At 39.2% G+C, this 16,378-nt stretch carries 14 protein-coding genes; 10 read left to right on the top strand and 4 right to left on the bottom strand.

Annotated elements, in window-relative coordinates:
• Positions 1–2: 2 nt before the first annotated feature.
• Complete coding sequence (locus tag AC6CH7_RS01010) at positions 3–3,221, bottom strand: SusC/RagA family TonB-linked outer membrane protein (RefSeq protein WP_498260899.1); 3,219 nt, start codon at positions 3,219–3,221, stop codon at positions 3–5.
• Positions 3,222–3,636: 415 nt separating this feature from the next.
• Between AC6CH7_RS01010 and AC6CH7_RS01005 the strand changes: the two genes are divergently transcribed.
• The 8 genes from AC6CH7_RS01005 to arsB all read left to right on the top strand — a co-directional run bounded on the left by AC6CH7_RS01005 (position 3,637) and on the right by arsB (position 9,756).
• Positions 3,637–4,665 carry a LacI family DNA-binding transcriptional regulator gene (locus tag AC6CH7_RS01005; RefSeq protein WP_498260898.1) on the top strand — a complete coding sequence of 343 codons (1,029 nt, stop codon included), beginning with the start codon at positions 3,637–3,639 and terminating at the stop codon, positions 4,663–4,665.
• A gap of 111 nt (positions 4,666–4,776) precedes the next feature.
• Complete coding sequence (locus AC6CH7_RS01000; protein WP_498260897.1) at positions 4,777–5,529, top strand: SDR family NAD(P)-dependent oxidoreductase; 753 nt, start codon at positions 4,777–4,779, stop codon at positions 5,527–5,529.
• Positions 5,530–5,557: 28 nt separating this feature from the next.
• Positions 5,558–6,721 (top strand): mannonate dehydratase, encoded by a 1,164-nt coding sequence (gene uxuA / locus AC6CH7_RS00995; RefSeq protein ID WP_498260896.1) that lies wholly within the window; start codon positions 5,558–5,560, stop codon positions 6,719–6,721.
• A gap of 63 nt (positions 6,722–6,784) precedes the next feature.
• Entirely contained in the window at positions 6,785–6,970 is a 186-nt protein-coding gene (locus tag AC6CH7_RS00990) for a hypothetical protein (protein ID WP_048904100.1), read from the top strand.
• A 449-nt stretch (positions 6,971–7,419) separates the two neighbouring features.
• The gene (locus AC6CH7_RS00985) at positions 7,420–7,749 is read left to right on the top strand and encodes an ArsR/SmtB family transcription factor (RefSeq protein WP_498260895.1); all 330 of its coding nucleotides are present in this window, start codon (positions 7,420–7,422) and stop codon (positions 7,747–7,749) included.
• Positions 7,750–7,804: 55 nt separating this feature from the next.
• Positions 7,805–8,299, top strand: a complete 495-nt coding sequence (locus tag AC6CH7_RS00980) for a DUF6428 family protein (RefSeq protein ID WP_498260894.1) — start codon at positions 7,805–7,807, stop codon at positions 8,297–8,299.
• Positions 8,300–8,308: 9 nt separating this feature from the next.
• Entirely contained in the window at positions 8,309–8,722 is a 414-nt protein-coding gene (locus AC6CH7_RS00975) for an arsenate reductase ArsC (RefSeq protein ID WP_498260893.1), read from the top strand.
• Positions 8,722–9,756, top strand: a complete 1,035-nt coding sequence (gene arsB / locus AC6CH7_RS00970) for an ACR3 family arsenite efflux transporter (protein ID WP_498260892.1) — start codon at positions 8,722–8,724, stop codon at positions 9,754–9,756. The genes AC6CH7_RS00975 and arsB overlap by 1 nt, the downstream gene beginning before the upstream one ends.
• A gap of 1 nt (position 9,757) precedes the next feature.
• Here the strand turns inward: arsB and AC6CH7_RS00965 are convergent, their stop codons facing one another.
• Positions 9,758–10,513 carry a DeoR/GlpR family DNA-binding transcription regulator gene (locus tag AC6CH7_RS00965; RefSeq protein WP_498260891.1) on the bottom strand — a complete coding sequence of 252 codons (756 nt, stop codon included), beginning with the start codon at positions 10,511–10,513 and terminating at the stop codon, positions 9,758–9,760.
• A 51-nt stretch (positions 10,514–10,564) separates the two neighbouring features.
• Here AC6CH7_RS00965 and nudK point away from each other — a divergent pair, with 51 nt between their 5' ends.
• On the top strand, positions 10,565–11,140 hold the full coding sequence (nudK, locus tag AC6CH7_RS00960) for a GDP-mannose pyrophosphatase NudK (protein WP_498260890.1): 576 nt from the start codon (positions 10,565–10,567) through the stop codon (positions 11,138–11,140).
• 19 nt (positions 11,141–11,159) lie between these two features.
• Here the strand turns inward: nudK and AC6CH7_RS00955 are convergent, their stop codons facing one another.
• On the bottom strand, positions 11,160–12,272 hold the full coding sequence (locus AC6CH7_RS00955; protein WP_498260889.1) for a Gfo/Idh/MocA family protein: 1,113 nt from the start codon (positions 12,270–12,272) through the stop codon (positions 11,160–11,162).
• Between the two features lie 144 nt (positions 12,273–12,416).
• Between AC6CH7_RS00955 and AC6CH7_RS00950 the strand changes: the two genes are divergently transcribed.
• Entirely contained in the window at positions 12,417–14,405 is a 1,989-nt protein-coding gene (locus tag AC6CH7_RS00950; RefSeq protein ID WP_498260888.1) for a sensor histidine kinase, read from the top strand.
• Here AC6CH7_RS00950 and ispG read toward each other — a convergent pair.
• On the bottom strand, positions 14,365–16,356 hold the full coding sequence (ispG, locus tag AC6CH7_RS00945; RefSeq protein WP_498260887.1) for a (E)-4-hydroxy-3-methylbut-2-enyl-diphosphate synthase: 1,992 nt from the start codon (positions 16,354–16,356) through the stop codon (positions 14,365–14,367). The two genes, AC6CH7_RS00950 and ispG, sit on opposite strands and share 41 nt — an antisense overlap.
• Between the last annotated feature and the right edge of the window lie 22 nt (positions 16,357–16,378).

Here is a 16,378-nt window from a genome sequence, read left to right as displayed (position 1 = left end):
TACTACAAGGTTACATTTAGACCTAATGTCACATACCGGGGCGTTGGGTTCTTATTCTGTGGATCCCAATAATCCCAGTCGGGTGCATAAATTGCGGCATTTTGAACAGTTGTAAAGATCCTTACACTATTCAGTTTTCCTTTTTCAACCAATTTCTTTGGCAAAGTGTAGGCTAAGGAGACATTATCTACCCTGATAAAGGACGTTTTACGGTACACATTATAGTTTGCACTGCCATTGCTTGAATACAATCTTGCATAATCGTTGATTGGATTTTCCGCAGTCCAATATGGCACTTTGTACGAATTCTGTCTATCCTGGAAACCCGAATTATTCTTAGCCTCGTTAAAATCTGTCATGGCTCCCCAGTTGGAGTACATAGAGAAAGAAAAATCAAACTGCTTAAAAAGCGTAAATTCATTTCTGATAGAGGCGGTAAATTTAGGATTTCTGGATCCCAGAAATTGTTTATCCGCATCTGTAAACTTATAATCTCCATTCACATCCTGCAGCTTAAAATCTCCCGGTTTTACACCATATTTAGCGGCCTCAGCGGCTTCATTTTGCTGCCACACGCCTAAAACTTTTAAGTCCCAGATGGCATTCACATCCTTGCCTATAAACCAACCGTTTCCAGGATCATTGTTTTCAACTTTACCAATTACCTTTCCTTCATTGTCCAACTGATTTACTTCGCCGAATAAATGAACGATCTTGTTCCGATTAAAAGAAAAGTTGACCGAGGTTTTCCAGCTGAAGTTCTCTCTTTTAAAATTGCTGCTGTTTAAAGCTATTTCTACACCACTATTGGTCACATTACCCAGGTTGGAGGCGATGTTAAAGAAACCTGTTACACTTGGCAGGGCTCTTAACAAGAGTAAATTACTTGTATTTTTCTTGTAAACCTCTACCGATCCGTCTATTATATTATTAAGGATTGAAAAGTCGAGACCCCCATTAAATGATGAGGTAGATTCCCATTTAAGATCCCTGTTTATCATTCTATCTACATACAATTGAGCAATAGGAAAAACTGTTCCTGATGGGGAAACATATAGGTATTTACCTGTATTAAGATTTGAAAGCGCTAAATAACCATCAATATCCCTGTTCCCTACTGATCCATAAGACAGACGAAGTTTTGCATAATTAAGCCAACTTACAGATTTCATAAAACCTTCGTCGCTAAACACCCAGCCCAGCGCCAATGAAGGGAAAGTTGCCCTCGGATTTCGCTGTCCGAAAGCCGAATACCCATCGCGACGAATGGTAGCTGTTATTAGATATTTACTATTAAGGGTATAGTTTAATCTGCCCATCAATGCATCACCGGTAGTCACCAAATCGTTACTGCTCACAATTGGTTTCACTCCCGAACCAATGTTATGATAGCTTAGTTTATCATTTGGATCGAAGCCCTCATTTTCTATTCTCGAAGACGTTTGTTTTAATTTTTCTGCGTTCATCAAGAACGTAACATCAAATTGATGAATTTTATTAAACGTTTTATTCCATTTCAAAACGTTATCAATTTGCCAGTTAAAGCGGGTGGTTTCTGTACGATTTGCATATCCTTTTCTGGCAACGTAGTCTGGATGCAATGCAGAAAAGTGATTAAATTCTCTGGTCTGATCATAACTAGGCGTAACGTTTACGGAGTATGAAAAACCAAATGGCAATTCACCTTTCACATACATGGTCGAAAAGATGGTGTTATATTTCAGCATCCTTTCGCGATACACATTATCTAGAAAAGGATTACGGTTATTACCTAAATCGTCATTTGGACTTGGTCGTAATGTAATTCCATCATCCTTGTATTTAGATCCCAAAGGTGAAGCATTTCTAATCTGGCCAAAGTCAATTGGAACAGCGCTCTCATCGCGACTGGCATATTGAAAATTAACACCTATAGTTGCGAATTTTGCCGCTTTACCTTCCAAATTAAGGCGTGCCCGGGCATTTTTATATTGATCACCTACCGTTAATCCTTCATTATTTGTATAACCTAAAGAAAGGTAGTAATTAATCTCCTCTTTTCTTCCGGAAATACCAAATGTATGATCCTGTCTAAATCCATTTCTGTAAATCAAATCTTCCCAGTTGGTACTTTTACCTGTCTTATAATTTTCTATTTCTATTGGAAACATTTTTAACCTGGTTAACCAGGTATCTATCGGATCAGCAGTTGTAGGGGTATTGTCATAAGCATACCATTGTGCTAGGGTTACGTTGGATGGAAGCGTACGCGGATCATTAAAACGAGATGGCTGTGTTCCAATTGTACCCGCGTTTGTGCTTTTTAATACGTCTGTACGCCAGTTAACGAAACCGTTAGCGTCATAAACATGTTCGGTTAGCTCACGTGAGGCCATCCCAATTGTGGTATTTAAAGTGATTACAGGCTTGTCTGACTTGCCTCGTTTTGTAGTGATAATAACCACACCACTTGCAGCCTTTGCGCCATAAACTGCCGCAGAGCTGGCATCTTTTAACACATCAATTGTTTCGATATCACTAGGATTAATATCACTTAACTGACCCGGATAAATTACACCATCAACTACAAGAAGGGGTGTGACACCAGCTATCAGGGAGGATTTTCCACGCACCTGAAGATCTGAATTGTTCCCACCTTTCGGAGAAGCTGAAAAAGCGACATTTAATCCTGGAACATTTCCCCGAAGCAGATCTTGTACACTATTTGGATGTTGGTTTTCAAGTTGAGTGGCCTTAACCTGTGATATGGCACCCGTTAAATCCTTTTTTGATCTTGTACCGTAGCCCACCACCACTAATTCATTTAAATCATTTGCGGCTTCTGCCAAAACTACGTTAACAATGGTGCCCGTTACCGGAACTTCTTTGGAAATAAAACCAAGTGAGCTAAAAACCAATATTCCGCCATTGTCTGGAATATCCTTAAGTACATAACGTCCCTCTGTATTAGTTACAGTACCATTTTTAGAGCCTTTTAAACGAACACTCACCCCTGCTACAGGGAGTTTCTTTTCATCAGTAACTGTACCGGAGACCGTTTTGGCCAAGACATTTTCATATTTGTTATTAAATCGATCGTCAAATTGCCGATCAGGAGGAATCCTTGTCCATTCGTTAATTGTTGCGTAAGACCATAGCGGACAACATATTGCTACTGCAAAAATTGAGCGTAAGAATCCTGTAACGCGCATTTTATTGCCGTTTTGTATATTTAGAAACATAATATGTATTATTTATTAGGAAATGAATAATTTTAATTACACTGCGTGTATTCTAAAATTCAGGAGGTATCCCGGTTAAGTTTAGGTTTCATATGGTTTAGTTTAAATTAGGTTAGTAAATTAAAGTTAGGAATAATATTTAAAAATGCAACCGATAGCATAAATGTTTTTAAATTTGTCTATTCATACCTAGAAGGGATCAAGGAATGATTAAACGCACAAAAAGCATTCAACGATGATAAAAATGGACTTTTATATGGAAAACACATCTTTCCAGGGCTGCAAAGCGAACAAAATTATCAGCAGCATAATTGCTTGGACCACATTTCTATCGCAGAAAAAAGGGATAAATATGCATTCGGTTTCAATTTTAAATACAAAATCAATACATCAGGCTCCATAAAAATCTAAAGAAATGCACTCAAAAAAAGACGTAACCATTTACGATATCGCCGAAAAACTCAACCTCTCGCCCACAACTGTTAGTCGCGGACTGAAGGATCATCCTGCTATAAGTAAAAAAACCAAGAAGAGAATTAACGACATTGCTGCAGAGCTGGGTTATCGCTTTAATACCTTTGCAAGCAACCTCAGAAGCAAACGCACCAATACTATAGGTGTAATCATTCCAAGAATGAACAGTAGTTTCATGTCGGCAGTGCTGGCTGGAATGGAAAAAGTTGCGAATGAGGCCAGCTATAATTTAATCATCAGCCAATCGCTTGAATCAGCAGAAAAAGAAGCTGTAAACGTAAAAACGATGTTTAACAATCGTGTAGACGGGCTAATGGTGTCCGTAGCCTACGATACAGTTGGCGTTTCGCAATTCGAAATGCTACTGGAAAAAGGCATTCCGCTGTTATTTTTCGATCGCACACTCGATCATCCACAATGCACCAGTATTGTTATCGACAATTATAAATCCGGATACCTGGCAACACAACATTTAATAGAACAGGGATGTAAAAATATCATCCACATCACCGGAAATCTGGCAAGGAACGTTTATGCCGATCGCCAAAGAGGATACGAATCTGCACTTAAAGATGCAGGGACCCAGGCAGACCCCGACAATACTTTTATTAACGTATTGGATGAGCAGGCAGGCATAGATTGCGCTCAAAAGATACTGAATATGGATCCATTACCTGATGGTGTTTTTGTAGACAACGACACTTGCGCGGTCAACTGTATGGCGATCCTTATGAATAATGGAATTAAAATACCTGAGGACATTGCTTTTATAGGCTTTAACAACGATCCTATATCAAGGGTGATCAGACCAACACTATCCTCCATTAATTATCCGGGATTTGAAATGGGAGAAATAGCAGCACACAAACTAATCACACATTTAAACGGACAGCAAAGCATAAATTCAACCAATTCAATTATTTTAAGATCAGAACTTATCGCAAGAGATTCATCTAAACGGATTAAATAACAAAAGACAATCAAGTCAAAAAATAATTATGCAACCGGTTGCATAATTATGAGTTTTTTAACTACATTAGTTCAATTTTATTACCTCGAAATCTCAAACCAATACCATCCCATGAAAGATGATCAAGAAAGAAAAATCGCACTGGTTACCGGCGGTGCATCAGGATTAGGCTTTGCCATAGCTGAAAAGTTTGTAGAGAACAATATTTTCACTATCCTGGTTGGAAGAAACAAACAAAGACTAGAAAAGGCACGTGAGCAACTTGGCGAACTTACAATTGCTATAACTTTTGATCTGAATAAACTAAGTGATATCCCCAAATTGGTTTCCGATATCGAACAAAAGTTCGGTAGAATTGACATTCTTGTTAATAATGCCGGAATAAATGCAAAAAAACCGCTTATAGAGGTTACCGATCAGGAATTTCATGAGGTTATCCTAACAAATTTATCTTCAGTATTTTCATTAACACGCGAGGTTTCAAAAGTGATGCTTAAACAGAAAAAAGGCTGCATCATAAACATCAGCTCCATGGCTGCTCAATATGGCATACCCAAAGTAATTGCATATACTGCTGCTAAATCAGGCATCGAAGGAATGACAAAAGCAATGGCCGTAGAACTCTCCCCCGATGGCATTCGCGTAAACTGCATTGCCCCTGGCTTTATAGCCACAGATATGTCGGCCAAAGCACTAAACAATGATCCTGACAGAAAAAACAGGGTACTTTCGCGCACGCCAATGGGAAAACTGGGTCTACCATCTGACATAGGAGATGCCGCCAACTTCCTTGCATCTGATGATGCAAAATTCATTACAGGTATAATTATACCTGTTGACGGTGGAAATTCAATAGGATTTTAAACAAAAATCTAAAGCTGATATGATTAAAATGGAACAAACCTTAAGATGGTTCGGCCCTAACGATCCAGTTAGTCTGCAATACATCAAACAAAGCGGCGCAACAGGCGTAGTTACCGCCTTGCATCACATTCCTGTTGGCGAAATATGGACTACCGATGAGATAGCGCAGAGGAAAACAGAAATTTCGGAAGCAGGATTAACATGGACTGTTATCGAAAGCCTGCCTGTTCATGAGGACATCAAAAAAAGAAGCGGAAATTATAAAGTCTACATAGAAAACTATAAAACCAGCATGCAAAATGTTGCTGCCTGCGGTTTAAAAGTTATCACCTATAATTTCATGCCCATATTGGACTGGATGCGCACCAACGTTTCATACGAACTAAGTGACGGTAGCAGAGCCCTATATTTTGAAAAATCCGCCTTTATAGCATTTGATCTTTTCCTGCTAAAACGACCAAATGCCCAAAACGACTATCAACCAGGTGAGATTAAAAAGGCTGAAAAACGGTTCATGGAAATGAGCAAACAGGAAAAAGAAACCCTATACAACAATGCATTACTTAGCCTGCCAGGATCAGACGAGCCCTTTACCCCGGAACAGATTTTAAGCGCGCTGGAAACTTACAAGAATATCGACAACAAGAAACTAAAGGAGAACCTTTATGAATTTCTTAAAGAAATTACTCCGGTTGCGGAACAAACAGGACTACAATTGGCCATTCATCCAGACGACCCTCCCTACGCTATTCTGGGTCTTCCAAGAATCATGAGTACTGAAGCTGATGTTCAAGACATGCTTACCGAAGTTCCATCGGCCAACAACGGTGTATGTTTCTGCACAGGTTCATTTGGTGCGCGCGCGGACAATGATCTACAGGGAATGATAAAAAGACTTGGCAACCATATTTTCTTTCTTCACCTCCGCAGCACCCAAAGAGATCTGGAAGGAAACTTTTACGAGGCCAATCACCTGGAAGGGGATGCCAACATGCCTGAAGTTGTTAGGGAGGTGGCCGCACTTCAACAAAGACTCAATAGATCTATCCCGATGCGGCCCGACCATGGTCACCAAATGTTGGATGATCTGGACAAAAAGCATTACCCGGGTTATTCTATTATTGGCAGGTTAAAGGGGCTTGCAGAATTAAGAGGACTCGAAACTGGAATATTAAGGAGTTTTAATTCTTAAATAGCATTTTCAAACCATTTACGATCCTATTTGTTAGTTGTAAGAACACTAATATTTTAAAAGATGGGATTATTTAAAACTGCCTTAATCGGCGCCGCAATATATGGCATAGTTAAATATGTAACTAAAAAAGACATTAATGGCCGCTCAATAGCTGACGACATCAAAGAAAAAGCGCCAGAATGGATGGAAAAAGCTAAAAACTTAAAAGACGATTTAAAAGTAGAACTGGAAAAACAACGGTATTAGGGTTGTTTTTAATCACTTATTTTTTCGAGGCACCCAAATAAAATAAACCGGGACCTTTTTAATATCCTTTGGTAATCCTGTAGATGATTTCCGCCAACGCTTTTGTAGTTCCGACGGAGATATGATTCGAAATTCCGGTGTTATTGATGTGCCTTTCATAAATCAGTAAAATTAGATGCATTAAAATTACTAATATTTTTAGTAAAATAGAACTGCATTTTTCATTTTTTTTGACTAACATCGTCGCTTCACAAAATTCACACATAATGCACATCTGGTTCACTGACTCACGAAAAGGTGAACTAGCTCCGAACCAACCACGAGCAAGCGAAAGCAAAATAGCAAACCGCACAACACCAAACCAATCTCAAAGACATCAGGACAATGCAATTTTTTTTTAAAAAAATTTGTCATTACAATTATATATCGTAATATTGCGATGTATAATTATGGGACTTACAAAAACAGAAATATTTACTGAGGAACAAAACCGCTTAGCGGTGATGCTCAAAGCAATGGCCCATCCTGCCCGCATTGCTATTTTACAGCAGATCATTAAAGCAAATACCTGCATCTGTGGGGATCTGGTTGAAGAACTTGGACTTGCACAAGCCACCATCTCTCAACATTTAAAAGAGCTAAAAACCGCGGGTATTATACAAGGCACAATTGAAGGTGTAAGTGTTTGTTACTGCATCAATCCAACGGTATGGAAGGAACTTCAGCAACAACTCTCCGTATTCTTTTCTACTTATGAACTAAAGACAAACTGCTGTTAAAAAAATTTCACCTAATACATCGCAATATTACAATTAAACAATTAAATAAATTACCATGAATACAACGGAATTAATCAACTGGCAAACATTTAAAGGTAAACTAGAGGACAATCCTGAACTTACTTTACAATTTCAGTATGCTGAGGATAAATGGGTAGATGCTTCGTATCACATCACGGAAATTAAACAGGCTCCCATTGTATCGGTAGACTGCGGTGGGGCCATGAACTCATGGACAGAAATTATAGTTCAGCTGTGGGAGCCATCTGCGAAGGACAATGAAAGAGCAATGCAAGTGAGCAAAGCACTATCAATTGTCAAACTTGTCGAAAAAAGCCTGCCACTAAATCCATTGGCTGTGGTAAAAATAGAATTTGGGAACTCTCAGTTTGATACCCGCCAGATGTATCCCGGCGAATTCATTATTGAGAATGGGAACTTTATTGTAAACCTAAGCCCCGATTTTACTCAATGCAAAGCCATCAGCAGAGGTGGAAATTGCGATACGACAGAAACAGTCACCTGCGCTCCAGGAAGTGGTTGCTGCTAATTTAAAAATATGAAAAAAATACTTGTATTATGTACCGGCAACAGTTGCCGCAGTCAGATTGCCGAAGGCTATTTAAGATTCTTTGCAAAGAATAACGCTGAAATTTATAGTGCCGGGATAGAAACGCATGGCGTAAATCCAAAAGCCATAGAAACGATGAAAGAAGATGGAATTGACATCTCGTCACATACTTCAAACAACATCAATGAGTACATGGATGTCAATTTTGATTATGTAATCACTGTGTGTGATAACGCTAAGGAAAGCTGCCCGTATTTCCCTACAAATGCACAAAAATTCCATTACAACTTTCCCGATCCAGCCAAAGCAACAGGAACTGACGAGGAAGTTAAAACGCAATTCAGAGCGGTAAGGGAGATGATTAAACAGTACTGCCAGGATTTTATAGAAAAGAATATTTAATGGAAAGGAAAAAATTAAGCTTCCTTGATCGCTACCTTACTTTATGGATATTTCTTGCTATGGCTGCCGGTATCGGAATCGGGTATCTGGTTCCATCTTCCTCTACCATTATCAATTCCTTTTCCAGCGGAACAACAAATATTCCGCTGGCTATAGGGTTGATTCTGATGATGTACCCTCCACTGGCCAAAGTTAAATATGAAAATATGGGCAGGGTATTTAAGGACATAAAGGTGCTCTCTCTGTCTTTAGTACTAAACTGGATTATAGGCCCGGTACTCATGTTTATATTGGCGATTGTTTTTTTACACGACTACCCTGAATACATGGTAGGCTTAATCTTGATTGGCCTAGCCAGATGCATTGCAATGGTAGTGGTCTGGAATGAGCTTGCTGAAGGTGATAGAGAATATGCAGCAGGTCTGATTGCCCTGAACAGTATTTTTCAGGTTTTACTATACAGTGTATTTGCCTATATTTTTATCACTGTTTTACCTCCGGTATTTGGATTAAAAGGATTAGAAGTAAATATCACGATAGGCCAGATTGCCGAGAGCGTGGCCATTTATCTTGGGATACCGTTTGCATTGGGTATCATCAGCCGTTATGCGTTATTAAAACTCAAAGGAGAAACCTGGTTCCAAACCAAATTTGTACCGTTAATTTCACCTGTAACATTGATAGCGTTATTATTCACAATTGTGATCATGTTCAGTTTAAAGGGTAATCTGATTATAAAAATTCCTATGGATGCAATACGAATAGCAATACCATTGGTTATCTATTTTGTGATCATGTTTATCTTCAGCTTCTTTATGGGCAAATATTTTGGCGCTGATTATTCTAAAAACACAGCAATTGCATTTACCGCTACAGGCAATAATTTTGAACTAGCAATAGCTGTTGCAATTGGCGTTTTCGGCATCAACTCAGGCCAAGCATTTGCCGGTGTTATTGGCCCACTGGTTGAAGTCCCAGCCCTTATTGCACTGGTAAATGTTGCTTTTTGGTTTAGAAAGAAGTATTACAGGTAAACTACTGCAGTACCTGCAATCCTGTGTCCTCAATTTTCTTTTTTAAAGAGGTCGGCAGCTGAGCATCGGTAATTAAAAAGTTTATCGCCTTTAAGGTCCCAAATTTAACATAAGCATCTTTCCCAATTTTGGAGGAGTCGGTAAGTAAATAAACCTGCTCCGCATTTTTTAGAAAAGCTTTTGTTATTTGGGCTTCCTTTTCGCTATGTGCTGTTAAACCATTTTGTAATGATATGCCGTCGACCCCTACAAAAGCCTTAGAGACATGATAGGTATCGATGTGCTGAACTGCCATGTCCCCGTGTACTGCCCTGCGTTCTTTATCCAGTTCGCCTCCTATCAGGTTAATCCCAATACCGGGTGTATCTATTAATTCAGCTACTATTGGCAAAGAATTGGTAATGATCTTTAGTTTGTTAAGTTTTTTTAAATAGGCACACATGGCAAACACCGTACTTCCGCAATCCATAAATATTGTATCTCCGTCTACCACCTGAGCAGCAGCTAATCTCCCTATCTCCTGCTTGCTTTCTGTGTTAGCAGTTTGCTTTTTACTGAACGCTACGAAGGGCAGATTATCAAGCTTCATGGCTCCTCCATGTGTCCGCTGCAGTAATCCCTCTTCAGCAAGATCTTGCAAATCTCTTCTGACTGTGGCAGGAGAGATTGATAATTTCTGAGAGATTTCCATTACAGATAAAGCCTCAAATTCATCAAGTATCCTTAAAATCTTTTTCTTTCTTTCCTGAAAACTCATATAAATAACCTACATTTGATCAAAAATAATCATTATTAATCATAATAAATCATGAATAGTACGATAAATATAATTAAAGAGGAAATCTTATCAGACGATTGGTATGTTTTAAAGAAAACAACATTCAACTTCTTATCCAAAAAAGGGATACAGGAAACGCTAAGCAGGGAAACTTATGATCGTGGAAACGGGGCTACAATCCTCCTGTACAACCGCACACTACAAACCGTTATTCTGATTAAACAGTTCCGGTTCCCCACATATGTTAATGGCAATATTACCGGAATGCTCATTGAAACATGCGCAGGTTTACTTGACGAAAACAGTCCGGAGGAGGCCATCCGAAGAGAAACAGAGGAAGAAACTGGATATGTATTGTCCTCTGTTCAAAAAGTATTTGAAGTTTATATGAGTCCTGGTTCCGTTACAGAAAAACTGTACTTCTTTATTGCAGAATACACCGCTGACATGAAAACAGAAATAGGCGGCGGCGTAGAAGATGAGGATATAGAAGTGCTGGAATTGCCATTTAATACCGCCATGCAAATGATTGCAACCGGCGAAATTAAAGATGGAAAAACGATCATGCTACTCCAGCATCTTGCACTTTCAAAAATCATGGGGTAAACTCATTTTTTAAAAGAGCTTACAGCTTTAGCGGTATCTTTTTACCTGTTTTAGCTGCAAGATAAATGGCTTCTATAATTTTTAAATCTTTTAGCGCTTCTTCTCCGTTAACCGGCACTATCGGCTCCTTACCATCTAAAATAATGCCTGCCATTTCTTCCATCTGCACGGTTTGGTGGGTAGCGTGGGGTTGTGTCAATTCACCTTTATGGGTACGGCCTTTTATTGGCCCGTAGCCGGTTGATGGCTGCATCTCGGCAAAACCTTTTTCACCGGTCAGGTAAAAACGATCAAGATAATTCATATTGTAGGTTGACAGATAAGAGGCCACTGCCCCACCCGGAAATCCCATCTGGAATTGAATGGTTTCATCAACCCCTTCCTTAAATATTTCAGGATTTGTTTTGGTTTCTTGTGCGGTTACCCATGTAGGTTCCTCGCCTACCATATATCTGGAACCATTGATGGCATAAATACCTATATCCATCATTGCGCCTCCACCAGCAAGTTGTTTATTCAATCGCCACTGTTTTGGGTCGCCTATTTTAAAGCCACATTGTCCTTGAAAAAACATGATCTTTCCAAATTCACCGGCGTTTCGCATACGAATAACTTCGAGGGTTTTGGGCTCAAAATGCATCCTATAACCGACCAATAACTTCACATTTGCTTTTTTACAGGCATCGATCATTTCTTGCCCTTCTTTAGGGCTTATCGCCATTGGCTTTTCGCAAATTGCATGCTTACCTGCCTTGGCAACACGAATAACCTGATCATGGTGAAGCGCATTAGGGGTAATTACATAGACTGCATCAATATCAGGATTGTTTTTTATTTGATCAAAGTTCTCATAGTTATAGCAGTTCTTTTCCGGAATACCATATTTAGCTTGCCAGTCCTTAATTTTAGAAGGTGTTCCGCTAATTACGCCTACCAGCTTCGCTTTAACACAAGCTTGCATAGCTTCCGCAACACGGCTGCCATAACCGCCAAGCCCCATAATAGCTACGCGTAACACTGGTCCTTCGTACAATTTATCAGTTTTTGTAGCTGCCCATCCCGAAAGTGGTATAAATGGTAAAACCAATGAAGAAAGTCCAAGTTTCTCTAAAAAGTCGCGACGTGTATCCATAATTTAAATCGTTTTGAACCCAATTTACATATTTTACATAGAAAAATAGAAGTTTTATAGACTTAACATACTATAAACAAAAATGTTGGCTTACATTTGGCTATAAAAACGACCAAAAACCAATTATTGTAAACGATCTCCTCTATGCGCCGTTTTCTTATTTTAATTGCCCTTATACTTTTTGCTAAAATTCAGGCCGTCGCCCAGGTGATTTATCTGAACGACAATACGCCCTACAGCAATATAGGTAAACAGGTAACTTATTTTGAAGATAAGGCTGCATCATTAGCGATGAATGAAGTTAAAACTTTTGAAAAGGCCGGAAAATTTAAATCCAGTGAATCAAGCGTACTTAATCTCGGAAATACAAAATCTGCATTTTGGATTAAAATTAACTACGTTAATCAAAGCACGGGCAAGGCTTATCTAGTTGTAGACATGCCAAATATTGAGCACATTGATTGCTACGCAGATAAGGCTGATGGAACCTGGGTTCACTTCAAGTCAGGCTTTTTAATACCTTCGAGCACCAAGGTGAAATCAGAGAATCGTTATACCTTCAGTCTACCTCAAAACAGCAACCAAACTGATGTACAGCACATTTTTATAAGAGTCAAAACAGATAACTATTTACCACTACCCTTAAAAATGGCTACCTCCGATACCTTAGTTTCAGGCCCTACTTTCAGAGACTACCTGGAGATTGTTTTTATGGGTGTTCTTCTTTCTTTATTTGTGTATAATATTTTCTTATACATGAACATGAGAGACAAATTATACCTGTATTACTGCCTGTATGTTCCTGGCCTGTTCATTTACGTTTCTTTGTATTTGAGGGGATATTCTTATATTCTTAATCCTGAAATAAGGAAGATCATCAACCTTTATCCGCATGCGTTTCTGGCAGTAACAGTTATTTTTGGGATTTTATTTTGCAGCCGCTTTCTCAATCTCCGCGTAACCGCACCAAAGTTTTTAAAGATTTACCTGATACTTATTTTCTTCTGTGTTATCCTGTTTTTTGTCAGCATTTTTGGATACAAGGGAATAGCGGCTAACTATACGCAAATAATGATGTCAGTTTCTCCAATCATTTTATGGATTTCAGGGTTTATTGCTTACAGAAGAGGTCATACCCCAGCTAAATATTACATTCTGGCCTGGAGCTTCATAGCCCTTGCCATTCTGATTGTTATTTTAACCCTGGCAAAAATTCTTCCTTTTACAGATTATACTTTTGATCTTTTGCCGATAGGTTCGGCAATTGAGCTACTACTATTATCATTTGCAATGGGATATCGTTATAATGTAGTAATTAAGCAGGAACAACATACACGAGATGAGAACCTAATGCTCGTAAACAATCAGAACCTGCGTTTGGAACACATTGTTAAGGAGCGTACATTGAAACTCAGCGACACGATATCGGAACTGGAGCTTTCCAATTCGGTAAAAAACAAGCTATTCTCTATCATTGCACATGACCTTAGAAGCCCTTTTAACAGTCTGACAGGCATCTTTGCGCTTAAAGACATGGACATGCTAACCCTCGAAGATTATAAAATGCTGTTAACGGAGAATCAAAAGCACATTGAAACGATCAACAGCTCTTTAAATAACCTTTTGTATTGGGCAAGACGACAAATGGAAGTGGTAAATAGTGTACCCACTACATTTGATCTGAAACCTTTTATAGAAAAATTGCTTTTGGTTTATCTGCCGCTGATCCATAAGAAAGGAATTTTGACAGACATCAATTTATCGGAATCTTTTTCAGCGTATGCAGATGAAGACCATGTACAGCTCATTCTACGGAATTTGATTGACAATGCGATAAAGTTTACTCCTTCTGGCAATGAAATTGGAATCACACTAAAAAACCATGGTAATATGGTAGAGATCTGCGTGTGGAATACCATCAATAATCCAGAGCAATTTGACGTCGAAGATATTCGAAATCCAAAAGCGGGAGGTGCAACCTACGGAACGGAAAATGAGAAAGGTATAGGTTTGGGCCTAACGCTGATCAGGGAATACATAAAAGCCAACGACAGTAAACTGAACATTGACCTGCTGGAAAATAAAGTGACTTTTAGTTTTGATTTACCTCTATCCAGTTCCCGTCTTCTCTGATCAGTTCAATCAGATCATCAAGGGCACGGGCGGCATTTACATTTTTCTTGACCACTTCTTTACCGCGATAGAGCGTTATTTTATCAGGGCCGGTTCCCACATATCCATAATCGGCATCAGCCATTTCACCAGGACCATTTACAATGCAACCCATGATACCAATTTTGATTCCTTTAAGGTGATCGGTACGTGAACGGATCAATTGGGTAGTTTCCTGAAGATCAAAAAGTGTTCGTCCACAGCTTGGGCAAGAGATGTATTCTGTTTTAGAAATGCGGGTACGTGTTGCCTGTAAAATACCAAAACTTGTGGCATTAATTAATGATAAGCCTGTGGTTTCATCAGCACTGATCCATATGCCGTCGCCAAGTCCATCAGTAAACAAAGCACCAAGATCAGTAGCCGCATATAGCATCAGATCATCCGCACCAATACCAGCATATGCTCTTTTTACAATAACCGGTATTTGCGAATTATGCTTCATTAAGGATACAAAAAACTCCCTTTGCATAGCCATGCCATGTGCAGCATTAGTTTCTAATACTACAACAACATTTGACTGCAATTTAGAAAGGTCTTTACCAGCACCCTCTTCTGCTTTTATACTAACAAGATTTAAATATTCGTCTTTAATATCGGCAGCAATGTATTCTTCAAAAGAAAGTAAGGGATGGCAATTGTTCTTATCCTTTAAATTTAACCAGGTTTGATAATTATAAATCTGCTTTAAGTTACCCGGAAAAGAGAATGAAGGCAATGCATCTCCAAGATACACCATATCAGTAGCCTGATCAGCGATGTTGTATTTATCCAGACCTGCACTATATTTATAGCCGACTGCTGTTAAAAAATAAGGGTCTTTTAAGTTTTCTTTAGATGCATCTATGACCACTACAGGGTGATGATGATCGCCAATATGTTGTACTGGTTGCGTATGCCTGCGATTGTATTCATAAGGATTATAAGGCAGATCTTTTACAGTAATGCGTTCTGGTTGTTGCCCCGCAATTTCATTATTTAACAGTGCCCTAATTTCATATCTTAAAGCCAATGCTTTTGCAACAGGAGCCTCAAATTCAGGATCCTCGGTTAAAGAAACCCTAATGGTATCTCCCAATCCGTCTTCAAGTAATGTTCCAATACCAACTGCCGATTTAATACGGCCATCTTCTCCATCGCCGGCCTCAGTTACCCCCAGGTGTAAAGGATAGTTCATACCTTCTTTTACCATGGTCTCTACCAGTAAACGATATGCCTGAACCATGATCTGTGTATTGCTGGCTTTCATAGAGATAACCAGATTGTAATAATTCTGATCCTCACACATGCGGATAAACTCCATTGCCGATTCAACCATACCCCTTGGGGTATCGCCGTAATGGCTCATGATACGATCCGACAGCGATCCATGGTTAGTACCAATTCGCATTGCTGTTCCGTATTCTTTACAGATCTTTACCAGCGGTGTAAATTTCTTATATATGCGCTCGAGCTCGGCCTGATAGGCTTGCTGCGTATATTCAATATTTTCGAAGCGCTTCTTATCTGCGTAATTACCCGGATTTACCCTCACTTTTTCTACAATGCGAGCCGCAGCTTCAGCAGCATTTGGCGTAAAGTGGATATCGGCAACCAATGGCACATCGTACCCTCTGAATCTTAATTCTTTTTTAATGTTAGCAAGGTTTTCTGCTTCCTTCATACTTGGAGCAGTAATACGAACATATTCGCAACCAGCGTTCACCATTCGAATGGTTTGCTCAACTGTACCCAGGGTATCCATGGTATCAGTGGTGGTCATAGATTGGATACGGATTGGATTTAATCCCCCCATAGGAATATCCCCGATGCTAACCTCTCTGGTTAGAAACCTTGAATATTGGGTTAGACTGTTACAATACCCGCCTTTTAACTCTTTCTGTAACGCGCTCTGATCAAATACTTTTTCCATGACTTGCTAATGTGCTACAAAG

The sequence above is a fragment of the Pedobacter sp. GQ55 genome (assembly GCF_059758925.1).
Note: the sequence above shows the minus strand (reverse complement) of the source record. Positions and strands in the feature narration are given on the sequence as shown.